This window comes from Roseovarius sp. CAU 1744 (genome assembly GCF_039839345.1).
GTDB lineage: Bacteria > Pseudomonadota > Alphaproteobacteria > Rhodobacterales > Rhodobacteraceae > Roseovarius.
In genome coordinates, this window is the sequence record NZ_JBDOQV010000009.1 from 105,738 (window position 1) to 126,969 (window position 21,232).

The 21,232-nt window shown below is 62.7% G+C and carries 18 protein-coding genes and 2 tRNA genes; 11 read left to right on the top strand and 9 right to left on the bottom strand.

Annotation, left to right across the window (positions count from 1 at the left end; translation table 11 throughout):
* Nucleotide 1 precedes the first annotated feature (1 nt).
* Both AAFO92_RS18090 and AAFO92_RS18095 read left to right on the top strand, forming a co-directional pair.
* Complete coding sequence (locus AAFO92_RS18090; protein ID WP_347537521.1) at nucleotides 2-1,687, top strand: ABC transporter ATP-binding protein; 1,686 nt, start codon at nucleotides 2-4, stop codon at nucleotides 1,685-1,687.
* A 749-nt stretch (nucleotides 1,688-2,436) separates the two neighbouring features.
* Nucleotides 2,437-2,802: a BrnA antitoxin family protein gene (locus tag AAFO92_RS18095; protein ID WP_347537523.1), complete on the top strand. Its 366-nt coding sequence runs from the start codon at nucleotides 2,437-2,439 to the stop codon at nucleotides 2,800-2,802.
* Nucleotides 2,803-3,038: 236 nt separating this feature from the next.
* Here the strand turns inward: AAFO92_RS18095 and AAFO92_RS18100 are convergent, their stop codons facing one another.
* The 3 genes from AAFO92_RS18100 to AAFO92_RS18110 form a co-directional block, all read right to left on the bottom strand.
* Nucleotides 3,039-3,557 (bottom strand): tetratricopeptide repeat protein, encoded by a 519-nt coding sequence (locus AAFO92_RS18100; RefSeq protein ID WP_347537525.1) that lies wholly within the window; start codon nucleotides 3,555-3,557, stop codon nucleotides 3,039-3,041.
* Between the two features lie 480 nt (nucleotides 3,558-4,037).
* Nucleotides 4,038-4,111, bottom strand: a tRNA-Gly gene (locus AAFO92_RS18105).
* Nucleotides 4,112-4,161: 50 nt separating this feature from the next.
* A complete protein-coding gene (locus tag AAFO92_RS18110; RefSeq protein WP_347537527.1) occupies nucleotides 4,162-5,079 on the bottom strand; it encodes a LysR substrate-binding domain-containing protein in 918 nt (305 codons plus the stop codon).
* A gap of 101 nt (nucleotides 5,080-5,180) precedes the next feature.
* Here AAFO92_RS18110 and AAFO92_RS18115 point away from each other — a divergent pair, with 101 nt between their 5' ends.
* Nucleotides 5,181-5,681 carry a DUF6647 family protein gene (locus AAFO92_RS18115; protein ID WP_347537529.1) on the top strand — a complete coding sequence of 167 codons (501 nt, stop codon included), beginning with the start codon at nucleotides 5,181-5,183 and terminating at the stop codon, nucleotides 5,679-5,681.
* Nucleotides 5,682-5,795: 114 nt separating this feature from the next.
* Here the strand turns inward: AAFO92_RS18115 and AAFO92_RS18120 are convergent.
* Nucleotides 5,796-5,869: transfer RNA gene (locus AAFO92_RS18120), tRNA-Gly, on the bottom strand.
* Nucleotides 5,870-5,995: 126 nt separating this feature from the next.
* The gene (gene carB, locus AAFO92_RS18125; protein ID WP_347537531.1) at nucleotides 5,996-9,298 is read right to left on the bottom strand and encodes a carbamoyl-phosphate synthase large subunit; all 3,303 of its coding nucleotides are present in this window, start codon (nucleotides 9,296-9,298) and stop codon (nucleotides 5,996-5,998) included.
* 205 nt (nucleotides 9,299-9,503) lie between these two features.
* Here carB and AAFO92_RS18130 point away from each other — a divergent pair, with 205 nt between their 5' ends.
* Nucleotides 9,504-10,628 (top strand): aminodeoxychorismate synthase component I, encoded by a 1,125-nt coding sequence (locus tag AAFO92_RS18130; RefSeq protein WP_347537532.1) that lies wholly within the window; start codon nucleotides 9,504-9,506, stop codon nucleotides 10,626-10,628.
* Nucleotides 10,629-10,685: 57 nt separating this feature from the next.
* Here the strand turns inward: AAFO92_RS18130 and AAFO92_RS18135 are convergent, their stop codons facing one another.
* Nucleotides 10,686-11,918: a cyclopropane-fatty-acyl-phospholipid synthase family protein gene (locus AAFO92_RS18135; protein WP_347537534.1), complete on the bottom strand. Its 1,233-nt coding sequence runs from the start codon at nucleotides 11,916-11,918 to the stop codon at nucleotides 10,686-10,688.
* Nucleotides 11,919-12,169: 251 nt separating this feature from the next.
* On the opposite strand from AAFO92_RS18135, the gene aspS reads away from it, so the two are divergent.
* The 4 genes from aspS to AAFO92_RS18155 all read left to right on the top strand — a co-directional run bounded on the left by aspS (nucleotide 12,170) and on the right by AAFO92_RS18155 (nucleotide 17,443).
* On the top strand, nucleotides 12,170-13,948 hold the full coding sequence (aspS, locus tag AAFO92_RS18140) for an aspartate--tRNA ligase (RefSeq protein ID WP_347537758.1): 1,779 nt from the start codon (nucleotides 12,170-12,172) through the stop codon (nucleotides 13,946-13,948).
* Between the two features lie 93 nt (nucleotides 13,949-14,041).
* Nucleotides 14,042-15,427, top strand: coding sequence for a DUF1800 domain-containing protein (locus AAFO92_RS18145; protein ID WP_347537535.1), 1,386 nt, complete (start codon nucleotides 14,042-14,044; stop codon nucleotides 15,425-15,427).
* 12 nt (nucleotides 15,428-15,439) lie between these two features.
* Nucleotides 15,440-16,663 carry a DUF1501 domain-containing protein gene (locus AAFO92_RS18150; protein ID WP_347537537.1) on the top strand — a complete coding sequence of 408 codons (1,224 nt, stop codon included), beginning with the start codon at nucleotides 15,440-15,442 and terminating at the stop codon, nucleotides 16,661-16,663.
* Nucleotides 16,664-16,726: 63 nt separating this feature from the next.
* Nucleotides 16,727-17,443, top strand: coding sequence for a GNAT family protein (locus AAFO92_RS18155; protein ID WP_347537539.1), 717 nt, complete (start codon nucleotides 16,727-16,729; stop codon nucleotides 17,441-17,443).
* Between the two features lie 16 nt (nucleotides 17,444-17,459).
* On the opposite strand, the gene AAFO92_RS18160 is transcribed toward AAFO92_RS18155, so the two are convergent.
* Nucleotides 17,460-18,176, bottom strand: a complete 717-nt coding sequence (locus tag AAFO92_RS18160; protein WP_347537541.1) for a response regulator — start codon at nucleotides 18,174-18,176, stop codon at nucleotides 17,460-17,462.
* A 150-nt stretch (nucleotides 18,177-18,326) separates the two neighbouring features.
* Between AAFO92_RS18160 and mce the strand changes: the two genes are divergently transcribed.
* From mce to AAFO92_RS18175, 3 genes are all read left to right on the top strand, one after another.
* Nucleotides 18,327-18,731: a methylmalonyl-CoA epimerase gene (mce, locus tag AAFO92_RS18165; RefSeq protein WP_347537543.1), complete on the top strand. Its 405-nt coding sequence runs from the start codon at nucleotides 18,327-18,329 to the stop codon at nucleotides 18,729-18,731.
* On the top strand, nucleotides 18,731-19,003 hold the full coding sequence (locus tag AAFO92_RS18170) for a DUF1467 family protein (protein ID WP_347537545.1): 273 nt from the start codon (nucleotides 18,731-18,733) through the stop codon (nucleotides 19,001-19,003). The genes mce and AAFO92_RS18170 overlap by 1 nt, the downstream gene beginning before the upstream one ends.
* Before the next feature lie 143 nt (nucleotides 19,004-19,146).
* The gene (locus AAFO92_RS18175; protein ID WP_347537547.1) at nucleotides 19,147-19,389 is read left to right on the top strand and encodes a hypothetical protein; all 243 of its coding nucleotides are present in this window, start codon (nucleotides 19,147-19,149) and stop codon (nucleotides 19,387-19,389) included.
* A gap of 273 nt (nucleotides 19,390-19,662) precedes the next feature.
* On the opposite strand, the gene AAFO92_RS18180 is transcribed toward AAFO92_RS18175, so the two are convergent.
* Nucleotides 19,663-20,364, bottom strand: a complete 702-nt coding sequence (locus AAFO92_RS18180) for an EI24 domain-containing protein (RefSeq protein ID WP_347537548.1) — start codon at nucleotides 20,362-20,364, stop codon at nucleotides 19,663-19,665.
* Nucleotides 20,361-20,939 (bottom strand): nitroreductase family protein, encoded by a 579-nt coding sequence (locus tag AAFO92_RS18185; protein WP_347537550.1) that lies wholly within the window; start codon nucleotides 20,937-20,939, stop codon nucleotides 20,361-20,363. Before AAFO92_RS18185 ends, AAFO92_RS18180 begins: the two co-directional genes overlap by 4 nt.
* Nucleotides 20,940-21,232 lie beyond the last annotated feature (293 nt).

Sequence of the window (21,232 nt, forward strand, 5' to 3'; positions counted from 1 at the left end):
CATGAGCAAAGACAAAAGCGTTCTGCTTAAAATCGAAGACCTGAGAATCCAGGGATATTCGGACGAAACCTGGGTCGACATCATCAAGGGTGTCGACCTGACCCTCCACCGCGGCGAGGTGATGGGCCTGATCGGGGAATCCGGTGCGGGCAAATCGACCATCGGCGCGGCGGCCATGGGATATGCGCGGGACGGCACGCGCATCGTCGAAGGATCGAAGATCGAGTTCGACGGGATGGAGCTGACCACCGCCAGCGAAAGCGAGAAACGCGCCCTGCGCGGCTCTCGTATCGCCTATGTGGCGCAATCGGCGGCGGCCTCCTTCAACCCCGCGCACAAGATCATCGACCAGCATACCGAGGCACCGCTGCATTATCGCATCCAGAAGCGCATGGAAGCGCAGGAAGACGCGATGGACCTCTATGAACGCCTGCGGCTGCCTAACCCGAAGGAGATCGGGTTCCGCTATCCGCACCAGGTGTCGGGTGGACAGTTGCAGCGGGCGATGACGGCGATGGCGATGTCCTGCCGGCCCGACCTCATCATCTTTGATGAGCCGACAACAGCGCTGGACGTGACCACGCAGATCGAGGTGCTGGCAGCGATCCGCGACATCGTCGATCAGTTCAACACCGCGGCGCTCTATATCACACACGATCTTGCGGTGGTGGCGCAGATGGCGGACACGATCAAGGTGCTGCTCAAGGGCAACGAGGTCGAAGAAGCATCGACCGAGGAAATGCTGAAAAACCCGAAAGAGGATTACACCAAATCCCTCTGGGCGGTACGCAGCTTTGAAAGCCCGCAGCGACAGCGCCCCAAGGATACGGTGCCGCTGATTTCGGTCAAGAATGTTGATGCGGCCTATACCGGCGGCCCCAAGATCCTTGATGATGTGTCGTTCGACATCTACGAGGGGATGACCGTGGCCGTGGTCGGAGAGTCGGGCTCGGGCAAATCCACGACAGCGCGGGTCATTACCGGCCTTCTGCCGCCCTCCAAGGGCGAAGTGCTGTTCAAGGGCGAACCCTTCCCGAATGACTACAGGAACCGCTCGCGCGATCAGCTGCGCCAATGCCAGATGATCTATCAGATGGCCGATACCGCGCTGAATCCCAAGGTGAAGATCTCGGAGATCATCGGCCGGCCTGCGCAGTTCTACTCCGGTCTCAAGGGGGCGGACCTGAAGAACCGGGTTGACGAGCTTCTGGACCTGATCGAGCTTGATCCGTCGAAGTTCTACAACCGGTATCCGCCGGAGCTCTCCGGCGGTCAGAAACAGCGGATCGGGATCGCGCGGGCGCTGGCGGCGAACCCCACCTTCATCGTCTGCGACGAGGTCACCTCGGCGCTGGACCAGCTGGTGGCCGAAGGTATCTTGCGGCTTCTGGACCGGCTCCAGAACGAGCTGAACCTGGCCTACATGTTCATCACGCACGATCTGGCAACCGTGCGGTCGATCGCCGATGAGGTGATCGTGATGCAGCAGGGCAGGGTCGTCGAACAGGGGCCGAAGGACGATATGTTCACCCCGCCGCACCATCCCTATACCGACCTGTTGCTCAGCTCGGTGCCCGAGATGGATCCGAACTGGCTGACCACGTTGCTGGAGGAGCGCGGGATCGACAACCTTGGGGATGCCGCCGCGGCTCAGATCGACCCCAACGACCCCAAGGTTCAGACCTGACCGGTTACTGATCGGAATACTGATCGAAAGTGACGGCGGACGGGTTCACCCCGTCCGCCGTTTCTTCTGATCAGATGATGGCCATCGCAGAGACGATCATCGTTCCGACGATCAGGGCGTAGACGATCGCCACAGCCTGCCACGTGGCACTGTGCATCCTGAGTTCACGGATGAATTCGTCGCGGTTCATGGTGTACCTCCGTTAGATCGGAAGGGAACGCCCTGTCACGGTTCCGGTGGATGAAGAAAGCGCCAGATGGCATGCCCACCATTGGCGTCTTGGGGTTGAAACTGTTCCTGGAGCCGGGCAAACCGGCGCGGGGTCAGATGATGGCCATCGCCGAGAACACAAGCGTCCCGACCAGCGTGGCATATACGATAAGCACAGCCGGAAAAGTGGCACTGTGCATGCGAAGTTCGCGGTTCAATTCGTCGCGGGTCATGAAGGCCTCCTGATGCTGACGTTACCGGTTTCCACAGGGGATCCTGTGCTCTTGGTCCCCAAATAGGCAAAAAAACCCACAACGCAATCAAAAAACGTCTAAAAACCTATGTTGTTTTTGCAAAGGTGCCGGTCGCTCATTGCATATCGGTAAAAACTTATCATAACATACTGAAAAATAACAGAAATAATGTATGGCAAAAGTACGGCTTTGGTATGGTTTTCATACGTACGCCTGCATTACCGCCTGTTCAGGCTAAATGATGCAGCATTCGCCGCGCCAGAAACGACTCAGAGGGCGATGAAGATGCTTTACCGCATGGACAAGATGACCAAGAGCCAGCGCGAACATTTCGGCTATCTGATGGATGTGCTGAGCCAGCTGGAATGGGACTTGCACCAGCCGGTCGTCGCGCGCGGGCGCATTCCGCCCGAATGGCACGAGATCGCCAATACCCGCTATCCCAAGAAGAAGCGCAAGGTCACGCTGTGGGTCGAAGAGGACGTGGTGCGGTTCTTCAAGAAGATGGGGCGGGGTTATACGCTCAGGATGAACGAGGTGCTGGTGGCCTTCATGCTGGCCCGCCTGTCGGGCCTGATCGACGGCAAGGACACCCTGCCGGAATACCAGACCCCGCCGGACATGGGAGAACGGCCGGGGATTGGGAAGTAGGGCATGAGTGGAATGAAGATTCGCACTCGCGGTGATGTTGAGGACACGACAGATGCTGCGAGATTTGTGACGCGAAGTGAATGTGTCCTCTGAGCCCGGAGTAACTATTGCCCCTTGTCTGGAAACAGGAATTAGATCCTTTAGGCAACTCCGTCAGATATGTAGAAAAACAAACTTTCTACGGTCGAGAAAAGAAAATCTTACGTCATTTTACGCGTTGTCGTTCTTGCATTTTGTCACCTAATCCTATCGGAATGGGCATCTGTAAACTTAATCTTCACAACCATAATCGGGACATACACATATCTGTAAACCCAGTACTTTGCCGTACTGAACGGTCCAGATTTCTGCGTCTTTAACACCGACCAACATGCTTTTAAGTTTCCGTTTTTACAGGCATTTTTCTTCAAACGCAGAATTTCTGCTTCTGTTGATTGCTCTAAATCGGGCATTTCTTCAAGTAGCTTTGCGGCGGCATAACTGGCAGAACCAACACCGAGTTCGCCTGCTCTGCGCATACAATCTAGCGCCTTCTCTTCGTCACCCAGGTTATAGTATATTTGCCCAGCGGCGAACAACGATACAGGATCGTCGCTAGTCATACCAATTCCCCGAGATATTCTGCCAACCTTCTCGTAGATTTCGCGATCATCAATCGCTCTAATCAGCCGATAGAAATCGGGTATTGACCCCCCCATAATTTCAGCGGCAATTCCACTTGCTATTTCGTTCTTTTGATTGGCCCCACAATTCACTTGAGGTGAAATCCCTATACATTTTCTCAAATGCGGTCTTGTCTTATCGATAACCCTTAAGACGCCCTAAGAAAAGTAGTGTAGTTTTGGTTTGCCTTCAACGGCAGCAACGTCTGCATGGTTGGTCTTCAGTCCAAATTTAACTGGCTACTTGGGTTTGGTGATCGATCGGGTTCCTTGGCCGAAGTTGAAATTTGCTCACCCGCGCGGAACCAAGCCCGTAGGGCGCCGCGCGATCGCCAGACCGTCCCCCGGGCTGGCGATTGGCTGATGTTGGCGCGACGTATCGAGGTTTTGCTGGTTTGGCAGAGATAAAGTGCATCTCATCAATGGCGGGTCGCCACCCCGCGGTCTGGCGCTCGCGCGGCTAAATTCTGAGGTGACAAGTGCGCGCTTTGGTCAAAAATGCCGGCGGGATTCCCCCTTGATTCCGCGCGGGATGACAGGCTCAATGGCGGCTTCATATCCAACTGGAAGAACTGGAGCGGGTAGCGGGAATCGAACCCGCGCATTCAGCTTGGGAAGCTGACAGGCTACCATTACATCATACCCGCCGCGACGTTCGGGATAGCATTGCCGCGCCGGGCTGTTCTAGCGGTTCTGATTACTGGGCAGCGTGGATCGACGCGCCGGTTGAGTGGTGATTGCTGGCCTCGGTGATCAGCCAGTCGCGGAAGGCAGCGATAAGCGGATCGTTCCGCCGCGCTTTCTGTGTCGCGATGGCGTAAATTGTGAAGGGGATCGTTGTCGCTTCGAACAGGCGCACCAGACGCCCCTCGGCAACCGTCGGGCCAACGACCGCCTCATAGGCAAGCGAAACGCCCAAGCCGGCTTCGGCGGCGGTCGAGGCATATTCGCAATTAGGATAGACCGGATCGCCTTCGGTCAATTCGGCCATGACGCCCGCCGCGCGAAACCACTCTGGCCACTGGTCATCGACTTCGTCGCGGAACAAGGTCAGATGCAGCAGGTCGCGCGGATGAGAGATGGCTTCGCGCTCAAGCAATGCCGGTGACACGACCGGGTAACGTGCCGAATGCAAGAAGGGCACGACATCGACATCCTCTTCCGCCTCATCGCGCCACTTGATCACGACATCGGCATCATTGGTCGCGAAATCAGTGGAAGGCGCGCCTTCGGCGATCCTCAGCCGGATCGCCTGCGCCTGTTCGAAATTCGCCATGCGCGGCACCAACCACCGGGCGGCAAATCCGGGCGTGGACAGAACCCGCAGGAATTGACCTTGGGACGCGGACCGTGCCGAGCGGGTGCTGTCATCCAGATGATCCAGCAATTGCGTCAATCGTCCGGCATAGCTGCGTCCGGTGCCGGTCAGGCTGATACGGTTGCCTTCGCGCCGGAACAGCGCGGTTGCAAGGTAGTCCTCAAGGGCGCGGATCTGGTGAGAAATCGCCGAGGGGCTGAGGCACAGCTCCTCCGCCGCTGCCTTGAAGCTCAGGTGTCGGGCTGCGGCCTCGAATGCCTTCACGGCCGAGAACGGAGGCAACCTTCTTCTCTTCACACGTGAATTTTCCTCATCGGGCGGTGAAAAACCATCTTTTGTTATCAAACATACCTGTTTGCTAGGATTCTCGCAAATCTGCACATCCAACGGAGGGGGTCATGTTTCCCGTCAGACGCGCCGCACTTGCTGTGGCCGCCCAGTTCCTATGTGCCTTTTCAAGTTCTGCCGCAGCCGAGCCCTTCGACCTTTCGGCGGGGCTGCTGAGCGAGCTGCATCAATGGATCGACACGACGACAGACCTTCCCAAGGCGGACACCCCTGCCACCATCGTATTTGCCGATGCGCAGGATGTCGCAGGCCCAAACGAGATGGCGTCAGCTATCGGCGACACGGCGCGCGGCCTATATGAGCCACGCACTGGCACGATCACACTGTTCCGCCCCTGGAGCGCGGATGACCCGCAGGACGTGGCGGTGTTGTTGCACGAACTCGTTCATCATCGTCAGGGCGGCGCACATTTTTATTGTGAGGCCGCCAAAGAGTTCCCGGCCTATCAGATCCAGAAGGATTGGCTGGCCGAACGCGGCCTTTCGCTTGACGTCAACTGGATCGCGGTGGTGCTCTCCTCGAGTTGCGCGGCGCGTGACTTCCATCCCTAACGTGCCGCGTGATGCGCAACAGAGTTGCAGTCTGACGGAACGTGGCGGGATTTGCCCTTGAACCCGCGCAAAGCGACCGGCCTCAAGGGCGGCTTCGGATCAGACGGGGTGGGCTGGAGCGGGTAGCGGGAATCGAACCCGCGCGTTCAGCTTGGGAAGCTGACAGGCTACCATTACATCATACCCGCCGCGACGTTCGGGATAGCATTGCCGCGCCGGGCTGTTCAAGCGGTTTCGGCTTCGCTCATGCGGCTTTCCGGGGCTTGGCCCGTTCGGCCCTGAAACCGTCCCCCGGACAGTTTCCAAGACGCGCCTCACCCCTGCAGGGGCATCACCTTGATCTCGCCTTCCTGCCGTGCCCGCATGGCCTGTGCGGCGGCATGGGAGGCGGCAGCGGTGGTGTAGTAGGGGATCTTGTCATAGAGCGCGACCGAGCGGATCGAGCGGCTGTCCTCGACCGCCTGGGCGCCTTCGGTCGTGTTCATCACCAGTGCGATCTGCCCGTCCTTCATCATGTCGACCACGTCGGGGCGGCCCTCGTAGACCTTGTTGACCACCTCGCAGGCGATCTCGTGCCCTTCGAGGAAGGCCGCGGTGCCGCGGGTGGCGACGATGGCAAAGCCCAGATCGACGAGAATCCGCGCGGTGTCGACCAGTTGCGGCGTCTTGTCGTCATCCTTGATCGAGAAGAACACCCGCCCCCCCTCGGGCAGCATCGTGCCAGCGCCCAGCTGCGCCTTGAGAAACGCGCGGGGGAAGCTGACATCCCAGCCCATCACCTCACCGGTGGAGCGCATTTCGGGGCCGAGGATCGTATCGACACCGGGGAAGCGGGCGAAGGGCATCACCGCCTCCTTGACCGAGAACCAGGGCATGTTGGGATCGGCCAGGGTCATCTGGTCGGCCATCGGCAGGGTGCCGGGCTTGGCATCGGCGGGGTAGGGGCCGCGGAACTTGAAACTGCTCAGCTTCTCACCGGCCATCAGGCGTGCGGCGATCGAGGCAATGGCCGAGTCGGTTGCCTTGGCGACAAACGGCACGGTGCGCGAGGCGCGGGGGTTGACCTCGATCAGGTAGATCACGTCATCCTTGACCGCGAATTGCACGTTCATCAGGCCCACGACATTGAGCGCCTTGGCCAGCGCCTCGGTCTGGTGGTTGATCTCGGCGATCACGTCCTTGGACAGCGAATAGGGCGGGATCGAGCAGGCGCTGTCGCCGGAATGCACGCCGGCCTCCTCGATATGCTGCATGATGCCGGCCACGTGCACCTTCTCGCCGTCGCAGAGCGCATCGACATCGCATTCGATGGCGCCCGAAAGGTAGCCGTCAAGCAGCACGGGGCTGTCGCCCGAAACCACCACCGCTTCGGCGATGTAGCGTTCCAGCTGGGCCATGTCGCGGACGATCTCCATCGCGCGGCCGCCCAGCACGTAGGAGGGGCGGATAACGAGGGGGAAGCCGATTTCCTCGGCGATGGCCAATGCCTGCGCGTCCGTGCTGGCGATGCCGTTGCGCGGCTGTTTCAGGCCAAGCTGGTTCACGAGCGCCTGGAACCGTTCGCGGTCCTCGGCCAGGTCGATGGCGTCGGGCGAAGTGCCGAGGATCGGGATGCCCTCGGCCTCGAGCGCGTTGGCGAGTTTCAGCGGCGTCTGGCCGCCGAACTGGACAATGACGCCGTGCAGCGTGCCGTTTTCCTGTTCGGCCCGCAGGATTTCCATCACGTGTTCGAAGGTGAGCGGCTCGAAATAGAGCCGGTCCGAGGTGTCATAATCGGTGCTGACCGTTTCCGGGTTGCAGTTGATCATGATCGTCTCATACCCCGCCTTGGTCAGCGCATAGCAGGCGTGGCAGCAGCAATAGTCGAACTCGATCCCCTGGCCGATGCGATTGGGGCCGCCGCCGAGGATCACGACCTTGTTGCGGTCCGATGGCCGGGCCTCGCATTCCACCTCGCCCAGCACGGGGGCCTCGTAGGTGGAATACATATAGGGCGTCTGTGCCTCGAACTCGGCCGCGCAGGTGTCGATCCGCTTGAACACGGCGGTCACGCCCTGGGCCACACGGGCACGGCGGATATCGGCCTCGGTGAAGCCTGTCAGTTTTGCCAGCCGGGCGTCGGAGAAGCCCAGCATCTTGAGCGCGCGCAGCCCGGCGGCGTCTTTGGGCAGGCCGTTTGCGCGCACGTCCTCCTCGGCTTCGACGATCTCGCGGATGCGGGCCAGGAACCACGGATCAAACGCGGTGGCGTGCTGGATATCGTCATCGGAAAGCCCGTGGCGCATCGCCTGGGCGATCACCCGGATACGGTCGGGGGTCTGCTGGCTGAGCGCCTTGACCACGGCGGCCTTGCCGGATGCGGAATCGGCCGCGCCCTCGATGGCAATCTCATCAAACCCGGTCAGGCCGGTTTCCATGCTGGCCAGTGCCTTTTGCAGCGATTCGTGAATGGTGCGGCCGATGGCCATCGCCTCGCCCACGGATTTCATCGCGGTGGTGAGGTAGGGCTCGGACCCGGGGAACTTCTCGAACGCAAAGCGCGGGATCTTGGTGACAACGTAGTCAATCGTCGGCTCGAACGAGGCGGGCGTGACCTTGGTGATGTCATTATCCAGCTCATCCAGCGTGTAGCCCACGGCCAGCTTGGCGGCGATCTTGGCGATGGGGAAGCCGGTGGCCTTGGAGGCCAGCGCCGAGGAGCGCGACACCCGCGGGTTCATCTCGATCACGACCATGCGGCCGTCTTCGGGGTTGATCGCCCATTGCACGTTGGATCCGCCGGTTTCGACCCCGATTTCGCGCAGCACGGCGATCGAGCCGTTGCGCATGATCTGGTATTCCTTGTCGGTGAGCGTCAGCGCCGGGGCCACGGTGATGGAATCGCCCGTGTGCACGCCCATCGGATCGACGTTTTCGATGGAACAGACGATGATCGCGTTATCCGCCTTGTCGCGGACGACCTCCATCTCGTATTCCTTCCAGCCCAGCAGGCTTTCGTCGATCAGGATCTGGTTGACCGGCGAGGCATCGAGGCCCGATTTGCAGAAATGTTCGTAATCGTCGCGGTTATAGGCCACGCCGCCGCCGGTGCCGCCCAGCGTGAAGGCCGGCCGGATGATCGCGGGCAGGCCGATATCCTCGAGCGCGGCCATGCATTCTTCCATCGTGTTGGCGATGGTGGCCTTGGGGTTTTCGATCCCCAGCCGGTCCATTGCCTCGCGGAAAAGCTTGCGGTCCTCGGCCATTTCGATGGCTTCGCGGTTGGCGCCGATCAGTTCCACGCCGAACTTTTCCAGCACGCCCATATCGGCCACCGCCAGCGCGGTATTGAGGCCGGTCTGCCCGCCCATGGTGGGCAACAGCGCATCGGGGCGTTCCTTCTCGATGATCCGGGCGACGACCTCGGGGGTGATCGGCTCGATATAGGTGGCGTCGGCCAGTTCCGGGTCGGTCATGATGGTGGCCGGGTTCGAGTTCACCAGCACCACCCGGTAGCCTTCTTCCCGCAGGGCCTTGCAGGCCTGGGCACCGGAATAGTCAAACTCGCACGCCTGCCCGATAACAATGGGCCCCGCCCCGATTATCATGATGGACGAGATGTCAGTTCTTTTCGGCATGGTGGTCCCCAGGGCAACTATTCGGGCGGCAGCAGATTGGGTGCGGGCACAGGCACGCACACGCAAATTGTTGGGGGTTATAGCCATCATCGGACGCAGCGCAAGGGGGATCGCAAACACAGGCGAAATGGACGCTTTTTAGGGTGCCATTCGCGGCCCGGACCGCTAGATACGGGGACCAGACCAGCGGCAAAGGACGCCAAGCGTGCAGATTCGTTTCGATCACGGCCCCGATGGCAGCGCGTGCAGCTTTGCGCGGGCACGGCGGCTGATCGTGGCCGATGCGCCAAAGGATGTGCCCGCCGCGCTGGATGCGCTGGAGGCCGCGCGGGCGGACGGGCTGTGGGTGGCGGGATACGCCACCTACGAGCTGGGCTACGTGCTGGAGCCGAAACTGACCCCGCTGCTGCCCGCCGACCGGCGGCTGCCGCTGTTGCAGTTCGGGGTCTATGACTGGCCCTCGATCGCCGACGCGCTGCAGCCCGGTGATGCGGGGCTGGACGGGTTTTCCCCCGGCTGGGATGCGGCGCGATATGCGGGTGGGTTCCGGACCGTGCATGACTATATTTGCGCCGGTGACATCTATCAGGCCAATCTGACCTTTCCGATCACGCTTGACGCGCAGGGCACGCCGCTTGCGCTTTACCATGCGCTGAGCCAGGTGCAGACGGTACGCCACGGCGCGCTGATCGAGCAGGAGGGGCTGCCGGCGATCCTGTCCCGCTCACCCGAGCTGTTTTTCCGCACCGACACGCGCGGCCGGATCGAGACCCGCCCGATGAAGGGCACGATGCCGCGCAGCGATGACGCGGCCGAGGATGCCCGCCACCGGTTTTTCCTGCAGACCGACGAGAAAAACCGGGCCGAGAACCTGATGATCGTCGACCTGTTGCGCAACGACCTGTCGCGGATCAGCGCGCCGGGCAGCGTCGCGGTGCCCGAGCTGTTTTCCATCGAAAGCTACGAGACCGTGCACCAGATGACGTCGCTGGTGACCGGGCAGATGGTGGCGGGCACCGGGCTGGGCGACATCTTTCGCGCGCTGTTCCCCTGCGGGTCGATCACCGGCGCGCCCAAGGTGCGGGCGATGGAAATCCTGCGCGCGCTGGAGCCCGCCCCGCGCGAAGTCTATTGCGGCACGATCGGCTGGGCCGCGCCGGACGGGCGCGCGGAATTCAACGTGGCGATCCGCACGCTGTTGGTCGAGGATGGCCGCGCCACGCTAAACGTGGGTGGTGGCCTGGTCTATGACAGCACCGCCGCCGCAGAATACGAGGAGGCCCTGTGGAAGGCCCGTTTTGCCCGCCAGCTGACCCCGGGTTTCGCCTGATCGAGACTTTCCGCCGGGTGCCGGGCCGCGGCATCCTGCGCGGCTGGTCCGATGGCCTCACTCTGCCGCTTTCAGATCCGCCGGACCGTTTCGCGTATAGAGGTAGTCGCGCGTCAGTGGCACCGCGTCTTGCCTTCTGGTCAGTTGCAGCTGGAACACCACCTGCCGGTTCAGGCGGAAGGTCAGCTCGCTGGCGATCAGGTAATAGCGCCACATCCGGCAGAACCGGTCATCGTAAAGCGCCCGCGCCCGTTCGATATTGGCCATGAACCGGTCATGCCAATGGCGCAAGGTTTCGGCGTAGTGCAGCCGCCAGACCTCGATATCGGTCTGGACCAACCCCTGGTGTTCCACCGCGCGCATCACCTCGGACAGGGCCGGGCAATAGCCGCCGGGAAAGATGTACTTGGTGATCCACGGGCTGGTAGCCCCCGGCGGCTGGGCGCGCCCGATGGTGTGAATGAGCGAGATGCCATCCTCGGTCAGCCGGTCGCGCACATGGGCGAAAAATTCGTTGTAATGCGGCACGCCCACATGTTCGAACATCCCGACGGACACGATCCGGTCGAATTGCCCGGTGACCTTGCGGTAATCCAGCAGCTCAAACCGGCAGCGGTTCGCCAGACCGGCCATTTCGGCGCGCGCGGTGGCCATGGCATGCTGTTCCTTCGAGAGCGTCACGCCCAGCACTTCGGCGCCATGATCGCGCGCCAGCGTCAGGCCCATGCCCCCCCAGCCGCAGCCGATATCCAGCACCTGCATCCCCGGCTGGATCAGCAGCTTGCGGGCGATATGCTGTTTCTTGGCCGCCTGTGCCGCCTCCAGCGTCATCCCCGGGTCGCGGAAATAGGCGCAGGAATATTGCCGGTCCTCGTCGAGGAACAGGTCATATAGCTCGCCCGAGAGATCATAGTGATGCGCCACGTTGGCCCGCGCCCGCGGCGCCGGGTTGAATTGCTGCAAATGGCGCATCAGGTGGCGGACCAGCACGATCGGGCGGCGAAACCAGGGTGGACCCTGCGCCGCGATATTGCTGATCGCCAGCGTCAGAAAACCGTGCAGGTCATCGTTTTCGATGGTCAGCCGGCCATCCATATAGCCCTCGCCCACGGCCATTTCGGGCGACAGCACGATCTTTCTGGGCAGGCTGCGGTCCAGCAGGGCAATCGCGACCTCGGGCCCGTCGCGGCCGCTGCCATAGGTTTTCGTGCTGCCATCCGGGTAGGTCACGCCAAGCGACCCCCGGCGCATCAGTTGCGTAAGCAGCCGGTCAAGTGCCGTCATCCACATTTGTCACCCCCATACCTCTGCGCCCTCCCGCGACGCATTCCTCCGGTGATGTGAAACCTGCCTGTGGCACCCGGTTTTCCGGGTGAACTGACTCGACGGCACATATTTTTGCGCAAAAAAACATGCCTGTAAATGATTTTGCCGGTCTGCGCGGGCCGTCGCCGATTGCCAGCCCTTGACTTTGCCCCATAGGCAAGGTGTATCGGCGCGAACCAATGCCAGCGGCCCGCGAGGGGCCAGATGAGGACGTCATGCACAGCTATCGCAGCCATACCTGCGCCGAACTGACCAAATCCAACGTGGGCGACACTGTGCGCCTGTCGGGCTGGGTGCACCGCATCCGCGACCACGGCGGGGTGCTGTTTGTCGATCTGCGCGATCACTATGGCATGACGCAAGTGCTGTGCGACCCTGACAGCCCGGTTTTCGCCGAGGTCGAGAAGCTGCGCAGCGAATGGTGCGTGCGGATCGACGGCGAGGTCAAGGCGCGCGACGAGAGCCTGGTAAACCCCAAGATCCCCACCGGCGAGATCGAGGTGTTCATCCGCGACATGGAAGTACTGGGCAGCGCGGGCGAACTGCCGCTGATTGTCTTCGGCGATCAGGAATATCCCGAGGAAACCCGCCTGCGCTATCGCTACCTTGATCTGCGCCGCGAGGCGATGCAGGAGAACATGAAGTTGCGCTCTGACGTGGTGGCGTCGATCCGCCGCCGCATGTGGGATACCGGTTTCCGCGAATACCAGACGCCAATCATCACCGCGTCGTCGCCCGAGGGCGCGCGCGATTTCCTGGTGCCAAGCCGCCTGCATCCGGGCAGGTTCTACGCCCTGCCGCAGGCGCCGCAGCTTTTCAAGCAGCTGATCATGGTGTCGGGCTTTGACAAGTACTTCCAGATCGCGCCGTGTTTCCGCGATGAAGACCCGCGCGCCGACCGGTCGCCCACCGATTTCTACCAGCTCGACATGGAGATGAGCTTTGTCGAGCAGCAAGACGTGTTCGATACGATCCAGCCGGTGATTGCGGGGATTTTCGAAGAGTTCGGCGGCGGGCGCAAAGTGGATGCGGAGTGGCCGCAGATCTCCTACGCGGATGCGGCGATGTGGTACGGCACCGACAAGCCCGACCTACGCAACCCGATCAAGATGCAGGATGTCAGCGAGCATTTCCGCGGCTCGGGCTTTGCGATCTTCGCCAAGCTGCTGGAACAGGACGGCACGCAAATCCGCGCGATCCCCGCGCCCACCGGCGGCAGCCGCAAGTTCTGCGACCGGATGAACGCCTTTGCCCAGAAAGAGGGATTGCCGGGCATGGGCTATATTTTCTGGCGCGATCAGGGCGAGGGGATGGAGGCCGCAGGACCGCTGGCCAAGAATATCGGGCCTGAGCGGACCGAGGCCATTCGTCAGCAGCTGGGCCTTGATGTGGGCGATGCGGCGTTTTTCCTGGGTGGCAAGCCGGATGCGTTCGAAACCGTCGCCGGCAAGGCGCGGGTGGTGATTGGCGAGGAACTGAACCTGACCGACAAGGACCGGTTCGCCTTTGCCTGGATCGTCGATTTCCCGATGTACGAGGCCGACGAGGAAACCGGCCGGGTGGATTTCAGCCACAACCCGTTCTCGATGCCGCAGGGCGGGCTCGATGCGCTGGAGGGCGATCCGCTGAATGTGCTGGGCTATCAGTATGACCTGGCCTGCAACGGTTACGAGCTGGTTTCGGGCGCGATCCGGAACCACAAGCTGGACATCATGATCAAGGCGTTTGAGCTGGCGGGTTACGGCGCCGACGAGGTGCACAAGCGTTTCGGCGGGCTGGTCAACGCCTTCCAATACGGCGCGCCGCCCCACGGCGGCTGTGCCGCGGGGATCGACCGGATGGTGATGCTCTTGGCGGATGAGGCCAATATCCGCGAGGTCATCATGTTCCCGATGAACCAGCGCGCCGAAGACCTGATGATGAACGCCCCCAGCGAACCCACCAGCGACCAGCTGATGGAACTGGGCCTGCGCATACTCCCGCAGGAAGACTGATTGCGGCACCTTTTTGCCCGCGCAACCGACGGAATATGCAGTTTACTGCGTAGGATGGTATGGTTGGCGGGTAAGAAGTGACGGTGCCATAGGATGTTTGATTCCGAACGAGCGGAAATCCGGTTTGGCTGCGGGCTGTCGCCGCGCATCGCGCCGGCGGGCTCGGTGCCCAAGATGCTGGCCCGGCTGAAGGGGCCGGATACCGCTGCCGCGCGTTTCGCAATCCCCAGCCTTGACCAGTTCCGCCCCGAGGCCCTGAAATTCGCCAGGCTGCGCCGGGCCTATTTCTTTGCCGATAACCCGGATGAGAAGGCCGAGGCACGGGTTGAATTCAGGGCGGGATCGCGCGTGATGCGGCATCATGCCTACCGCTGGTTCGGCCAGATGATCCTGCGGCGCGCGCTGGGCCAGGATTCGATGCGCGAGAGGCTGGCGGCGTTCTGGGCCGATCACTTCACCGCGCAGGGCCGCGATATCGTCTCGCACACCGTCCAGGCCATCTATGTCGAAGAGGCGATCCGCCCGCATGTGTCGGGACGGTTCGCCGATATGCTCAGGGCGGTGATGACCCATCCGCTGATGCTGATCTATCTTGACCAGAACCGGTCGGTCGGGCCGAACAGCCGCGCCGCAAAAAGACGGCCCGAGAAAAAGCGCGGGCTGAATGAAAACCTGGCGCGCGAGTTGCTGGAGCTGCACACGCTTGGCGTCGGCGGGCCCTATAGCCAGGATGACGTGCGCCAGCTGGCCGAGCTGCTGACCGGGCTGCGGTATTCGCTGGAGAAAGGATTTCAGTTTGATCCCGCGCGGGCGGAACCGGGCGCCGAGACCGTGCTGGGCAAGATCTATGGGGGCGATGCGCCCGCCTTGTCGGATATTCACGCGGTGCTGGACGATCTGGCGGCGCACCCGGCCACGGCAGCGCATCTGGCGCGTAAGCTGGCGGTGCATTTCGTGTCGGACACGCCCGACCCGGCGATGATCGCGGCGATGGCGGCGCGGTACCAGCAGACGGGCGGCGATCTGCTCGAAGTCTATCGGGCCATGCTGGATCATCCCTCGGCCTGGGATTTCACGCACCGAAACGTCAAGCAACCGATTGATTTCATAAGCTCTTCCCTGCGTGCGCTGGATATCTCTCCGCGCCATATCCAGGGCGCGCGGCCCGGCAAGATCCTGACCAACCTGGTGGCGCCGTTGACCCTGATGGGGCAGCAATGGGCGCGCGCGCCGGGTCCCGATGGCTGGCCCGAGGAAGACGGGCAATGGATCACCCCGCAGCGGCTGTCGGCGCGGCTGCAATGGGCGATGGGGGTGCCATTCCTGCTGCGCCGCGTGCTGCCCGATCCGCGTGAATTTGTCGATACCGCGCTGGGCCGCGACGCGCCCGAGGCGGTACGTTTTGCCGCCGGGGCCGCCGAAAACCGCGCCGAAGGCGTGGGGCTGGTGCTGGGCTCGCCCGCGTTTCAGCGGATGTAAGGAGGAATTGCCATGCCGTCCCGATCCCGCCGCAATGTCCTGACCAACGGGCTTGCGCTTGGCTGCTCGCTGGCCGCCAGCCCGCTGCTGACGCCGATGACATTCGCCAGCGCGCCCTGGGAAAACCGGCTGGTCGTCATCATCCTGCGCGGCGGGATGGACGGGCTGGACGTGGTGCGTCCGGTTGGTGCGCCCGAATATGCCGGCCTGCGTCGATCTGATCCCGGGGAGGCGCAGGATCTTGACGGATTCTTTGCCCTGCACCCGGCACTGGCCGATCTGATGCCGCTCTGGCAGGCGGGGGATCTGGGATTCGTGCACGCGGTGTCGACGCCCTACCGGGACAAGCGCAGCCATTTCGACGGGCAGGATATCCTCGAGGCCGGTTCCGGCGGGTCCGCCCCGGGCCGCATCCGCGACGGCTGGCTGAACCGGCTGTTGCAGAACGTGCCCGGCGCCCATGCCGAGACCGCCTATGCCATCGGGCGCGCCGACATGTTGCTGACGCGCGGGGCGGCGCGGATTGCGGACTGGTCGCCCGATGCCGGCCTGACGCTCAGCCCGCAGGCGCAGCGCCTGCTTGAGGTGGTGATGCATGATGACCCGCTGTTTCGCGAGGCTGTCACCGAAGCGATCACCCTGTCGGCCGCTACCCCGGCGCAGGCCGGGCAGGACGGGGATGCCGATAGCGGCGATATGCTTGATGCGATGCAGAGCACGATGCAAAAGGCACGCCGGGGCGCGCGACCCGAAACCATCGCCAGCTTTGCCGCCGAACGGCTGCGCGGCGACACGAGGATCGCCGCCTTTTCGCTGAACGGGTTTGACACCCATGCCCGGCAGAAGGACGCGTTGCTGCGCGCGCTGGCGCAGTTGGGAACGGCAATTCTGACGCTGAAACAAGAGCTTGGCCCGATCTGGAAGAAAACCGCCCTGGTCGCGATGACCGAGTTTGGCCGCACCGTGCGGCTGAACGGTTCGGGCGGGACCGATCATGGCACGGCCGGTGCGATGGTGCTGGCGGGCGGCGCGGTGCGCGGTGGCCGGGTGGTGGCCGACTGGCCTGGACTGGACGAGGCCGACCTCTATAACCGCCGCGACCTGCTGCCCACGCGCGATCTGCGCGCCCATACCGGCTGGATCCTGCAGGAGCTGTTCGGCCTCGACGCGCAATTGCTGGAGCGCACCGTGTTCCCCGATCTGGAGTTGGGCGCAAACCCGGGCCTGATCCTGTGAACGCATCTGGCGCGGCGCCGGGGGCTGGTCTAGGGTCTGTGCCAATCACGTCCCGGAGGCAGAATGACCGACCAGACCCGCCCTGTCGGCCCCGCGATTGAAAACTGGCAGGTGCCACCCGTGCCCGCCGATCTGACGCTTGAGGGTGAATATGCCCGGCTGGAGCCGCTTGCGGCCATGGCCCACGCGGCGCCGCTGTTCGCGGCCTTCGACGGTCATGACTGGGTCTGGGATTACATGCCGGCGGGACCGTTTCCGTCAGCCGCAGCGTTCCGTCGCTGGATGGACGAGGCAATTTCGGCGGGCGATCCGGTCTTTCATGCCATCCACGACAAGGAGCGCGGTGCCTTCGGCGGCTTTGCCTCTTATCTCAGGATCAAGCCCGGCACCGGTTCGATCGAGGTGGGGTATATCGCGATGTCCCCGCAATTGCAGCGCACCCGCGCGGCGACTGAGGCCATGTACCTGATGATGAAATGGGCGTTCGAGGCGGGTTACAGACGCTACGAGTGGAAATGCGATGCGCTCAATCGCCCTTCGCGGCGTGCGGCGCAGCGGCTGGGGTTCAGCTATGAAGGGGTGTTCCGGCAGGCCACGATCGTCAAGGGCCGCAACCGCGATACCGCCTGGTTCGCCGTGATCGACGGTGAATGGCCGGCGCTGGAGGGTGCGTTCCGGCGGTGGCTGTCCCCGGCCAATTTCGATGCGGCGGGTCGGCAGCGCGAATCGCTCAGCGATCTGACGCTGCCGCTGCGCGTGTCGGACGATCCGACGCTCTGACCGGATGCGGCCGGTGTCAGATGGCGACGCGGTCGCTCAGCCGGTCCTGCACCAGCCCGGCCAGGCGGGAAATCTTGACCGGCAGAGCGGCCTTGTCGCTCAGGCTGCTTTCCAGATCCCGTGTCGCCTCGATCAGCTGCCGGTCTTTCGCGCTGCGGGCGACACCGCTGAGGAATTGCAGAACGTAATCCAGGACCGGACCGTCCTGGTGATCCCCCAGCAGGTTGGCCACGTGGCACATGTCGTCACGATAGGCCATCGGATCGGGGTCGATCACGTCCTGGCTCAGCACCCGCGGGCCCGAGGGACGCCGGTCAACCGGCAATTTCTCAAGAATGGCCTGCTGAAATTCGCCGACCGAGCTGAGCGGTTTGGACAGGAAACCATCCGCCCCCGCCGCCAGCGCGTGATCTTTCAGGCTGTCATCCCCGCTGGTGGCCATGATGACGCCAACCCGCGGATTGGCGGTATCCAGATCCTCGATCAGGTCGATTCCGGATCCGTCCGGCAGGCCCAGATCGACAATCGCGATCGACGGTCGGTAGACACGCAGGTGCCGTCGGGCCGAGCGCAGGCTGTCCGCGCGCCGGATACGGGCACCGCTGCGCAGGCACATCAGGCGCAGGGCTTCACAGGTGAAACGGCTGTCTTCGACCACCAGCACGGTCATGCCCAGAAGAGGGCGGTTGCTGGTGGGCATCTGCGGTGGCGGCAGGTCGCTTAGGTCATCCATCTTACAGCTCCTCAGGCGGGTTCGGCCCCGGAAGGATTACGCAAACATGCCTAACGGATGGTTAATCGCCGCATTGCGTCCCTCTGTCGCTTGTCAGCCGCGCCCCGCGGCCCCATAACAGCGCCAAAGGCTTTGCAGAAGGAATTGACCATGATCGGACGCCTCAACCACGTCGCCATCGCCGTCCCGGATCTCGAGGCCGCTTCGGCGCAGTACCGCACTGCCCTGGGGGCCAATGTCGGCGCGCCGCAGGACGAGCCCGATCACGGTGTCACGGTGGTGTTCATCGAACTGCCCAATACCAAGATCGAGCTTCTCTACCCGCTGGGCGAGGACAGCCCGATCAACGGTTTCCTGGAAAAGAACCCGGCGGGCGGCATCCACCATGTCTGCTACGAGGTCGAAGACATCATCGCCGCGCGCGATCATCTGCAGGAAACCGGTGCGCGCGTTCTGGGCAGCGGCGAACCCAAGATCGGCGCCCATGGCAAGCCGGTGTTGTTCCTGCACCCGAAGGATTTCAACGGCTGCCTGGTCGAGCTGGAGCAGGTCTGATGGGCGTCGCCTCGGGGATTGTGCTCTACATGGTGTTCTGGTTTATGACCTTCCTGGTGGCGCTGCCGATCCGCATCCAGACACAGGGCGAGGCGGGCAAGGTGGTGCCGGGCACCCATGACGGCTCGCCGCAGAAACACCATCTGAAGAAAAAGGCGGTGATCACTACCATCGTCGCGGCGGTTCTGTGGGCGATTGCAGCCTATATCATCATCACCGGCACGATCACCGTGCGCGACATCGACATGTTCAACCGGATGGGCGAACCCTGAGGTTAAAGGCCGGGAGTTGATCCCGGCCGATGGCGGTAATGCGGACGGAGCGGCCAATCGGTTGGGTGCTCCCAGCGCGGCTCCGGTTGAATTACTGATTCGTGCTCTTAGCCGTCTATGGGTGCAATACTTGAGAACTCTACATGGATAGTGAAACTAAACAAAGCCTAGCCAACCGATTAATCATTGGGGTCTGTCTCATTGCGGTCCCAATTTGTTGTTTGGTTGCTTCTTCTTTTTTTCGGTCAAGCGGGTTTGCTGCTGAAAACAATCTCTCGGGTTTCCTGTTCTTTGTTGCGATCTTTCCAGGAATCGCAATGTTTCTGTTTGGCGTTTTCATGGTGATGTTCGCCGTCGCGCAGGCACTCGGTTTGCCAAAGAAATAGGCTGAATTACAGTAATTCGGGCAAAGCGCCGTTCGACCGCTCAACTACAAGCCGCGCATTGCCGACGCGCGCGGTGGCGATCCGACAGAAATTCTGAGCAGTTTATCCCAGCCAAGTCCTAGAAACATCAGTCCATTGCGCCTGCCTCAGCCAAATTGCCGCCGCATGGGAGCGCGCCGGCAATGCGCGGCGCCCTTCGGGCTTGATTCCACGCAGGGCGCCTATCAAATGTCGGGTTTGGGCACAAAGCGGTCAATTGGCGCGCCCGATCAGTCAGGGCTTCGGTGCCCTTGTCTCAACCGCGTGGTAGATATGGGTGAAGGTCGCCGCGCCGAGGAGGGGGATCAGCAGGTTAACCAGAGGCAGCGTCAGGGGCAATGCCATCAGCGTACCCGCCAGCCAGATCGTGCCCCGGTTCTGCTTGCGCAGCGCGGTGGCCCGTGCCCGGCCCAGGCGGCGCATTGCGGCCAACTGGAAATACTCCATCCCCAGCAGATACCCGTTCAGCGCCCAGAAGATAAAGACCGAGGCAGGCGGCACCGCTGCATAGACAAAGAGCGCCAGAATGTTCGCGCCAATGAGAATGCCCAGGAAGTTCAGCGTATCGCGGATCGCATCCCAGAGGGGGACCCTTGGGGCGGGGGGCAGGTGCGGATAGTGCCGGTCCTCGACCGCTTTTGCCACCTCGTCAAGGAACATCGAGGTGATGGCCGAGGCCACCGGGACCATCAGGAAGACCGACAGGATCAGCATCAGAAACAGGCTGCCCCAGCCCAGCAGGTCATCCAGCCACGTCACCGTTCCGATCAGGGGCAGTTCGGCCCCGTCGCCAAGCGCCCATTGCAGCAGGCCCAGAAACCCGGCGTAGACTGCCACCAGCAGCGCCAGCGTCAGCCCGATGCCCAGCAACAGCACCTTGCGGAATCGCGGATCACCGATCTGTGCCAGCGCCTTGAAAAACGAGGAAAATATCATTCCATGACCCAGCTGATGATGGTGTCGGCGTCAGGGCGGGGGCGCTCGGGCGGCGGGTTGGTTTCGGTGCCGATATGGATGAAACCGGCGATGCGCTCGTTCTCGGCCAGCGACAGCGCCCGGGCGGCGAACTGCCGGTCGTGGCTGGCCCAGCCGGACAGCCAGTTCGCGCCCCAGCCGCTGGCCAGCGCGGCATTCAGCAGGGCCAGGCAGACCGCGCCCGCCGAATAGCTCTGCTCAATCGCCGGCACCTTGGCCGAAGGTTTCTGCACCTCGATCACCGCGACGGCGAGATCCGCATTGGCGAACTGGTCGCGCGCCTTGGCAACCTCTTCCGGCGTGCGCCCCAGCCGTTCACCTGTCTCCGGGACTAGTGCCGCCAGCCGGGCCAGCGCCGCGCGGTCCAGCACGATCAGCCGCCACGGCTCGAGCTTGCCATGATCCGGGCTGCGCAGCCCCGCCTGCAGGATCGGCATCAGCGCATCACGGTCGGGCACCGGCCCTGTCAGGGTCTTCGCGGGACGGGACCGGCGGGTCAGCAGAAAGTCGAGGGCGGCGGGGTTGCGATCGGGCATGGTATCCTCGGCGGTTTGTTCGTCGCGCTACATGTCGGGGGTCCGGAGAACATGGTCAAGGGGGCAGGGCATGGCACGGGTGCGATTGGTGCCGGGTCTCGCTGAATGGCGGCGGCGGTTTGCGCCCATTGCGGTGGTTGGTGTCGCCGCGCTGCAGGCACCGGCCGTCGGGCGGGGGCACGCGAACCGCACCTGAGTATTTCGGGAACGGTGAAAGAGCGGGCGTCTCGCGCAGGATGACCGTGGGCCGGACAGATATTCAAAGCCTGTCCCGGCGCGGCTTGTCGTTTCAC

Bases quoted from the DNA above. Each gene is read 5' to 3' on its own strand.
- AAFO92_RS18090 (WP_347537521.1), top strand. From the start codon at position 2: ATGAGCAAAGACAAAAGCGTTCTGCTTAAAATCGAAGACCTGAGAATC.
- AAFO92_RS18095 (WP_347537523.1), top strand. From the start codon at position 2,437: ATGCTTTACCGCATGGACAAGATGACCAAGAGCCAGCGCGAACATTTC.
- AAFO92_RS18115 (WP_347537529.1), top strand. From the start codon at position 5,181: ATGTTTCCCGTCAGACGCGCCGCACTTGCTGTGGCCGCCCAGTTCCTA.
- carB (WP_347537531.1), bottom strand. From the start codon at position 9,298: ATGCCGAAAAGAACTGACATCTCGTCCATCATGATAATCGGGGCGGGG.
- AAFO92_RS18135 (WP_347537534.1), bottom strand. From the start codon at position 11,918: ATGTGGATGACGGCACTTGACCGGCTGCTTACGCAACTGATGCGCCGG.
- aspS (WP_347537758.1), top strand. From the start codon at position 12,170: ATGCACAGCTATCGCAGCCATACCTGCGCCGAACTGACCAAATCCAAC.
- AAFO92_RS18145 (WP_347537535.1), top strand. From the start codon at position 14,042: ATGTTTGATTCCGAACGAGCGGAAATCCGGTTTGGCTGCGGGCTGTCG.
- AAFO92_RS18150 (WP_347537537.1), top strand. From the start codon at position 15,440: ATGCCGTCCCGATCCCGCCGCAATGTCCTGACCAACGGGCTTGCGCTT.
- AAFO92_RS18155 (WP_347537539.1), top strand. From the start codon at position 16,727: ATGACCGACCAGACCCGCCCTGTCGGCCCCGCGATTGAAAACTGGCAG.
- AAFO92_RS18160 (WP_347537541.1), bottom strand. From the start codon at position 18,176: ATGGATGACCTAAGCGACCTGCCGCCACCGCAGATGCCCACCAGCAAC.
- mce (WP_347537543.1), top strand. From the start codon at position 18,327: ATGATCGGACGCCTCAACCACGTCGCCATCGCCGTCCCGGATCTCGAG.
- AAFO92_RS18170 (WP_347537545.1), top strand. From the start codon at position 18,731: ATGGGCGTCGCCTCGGGGATTGTGCTCTACATGGTGTTCTGGTTTATG.
- AAFO92_RS18175 (WP_347537547.1), top strand. From the start codon at position 19,147: ATGGATAGTGAAACTAAACAAAGCCTAGCCAACCGATTAATCATTGGG.
- AAFO92_RS18180 (WP_347537548.1), bottom strand. From the start codon at position 20,364: ATGATATTTTCCTCGTTTTTCAAGGCGCTGGCACAGATCGGTGATCCG.
- AAFO92_RS18185 (WP_347537550.1), bottom strand. From the start codon at position 20,939: ATGCCCGATCGCAACCCCGCCGCCCTCGACTTTCTGCTGACCCGCCGG.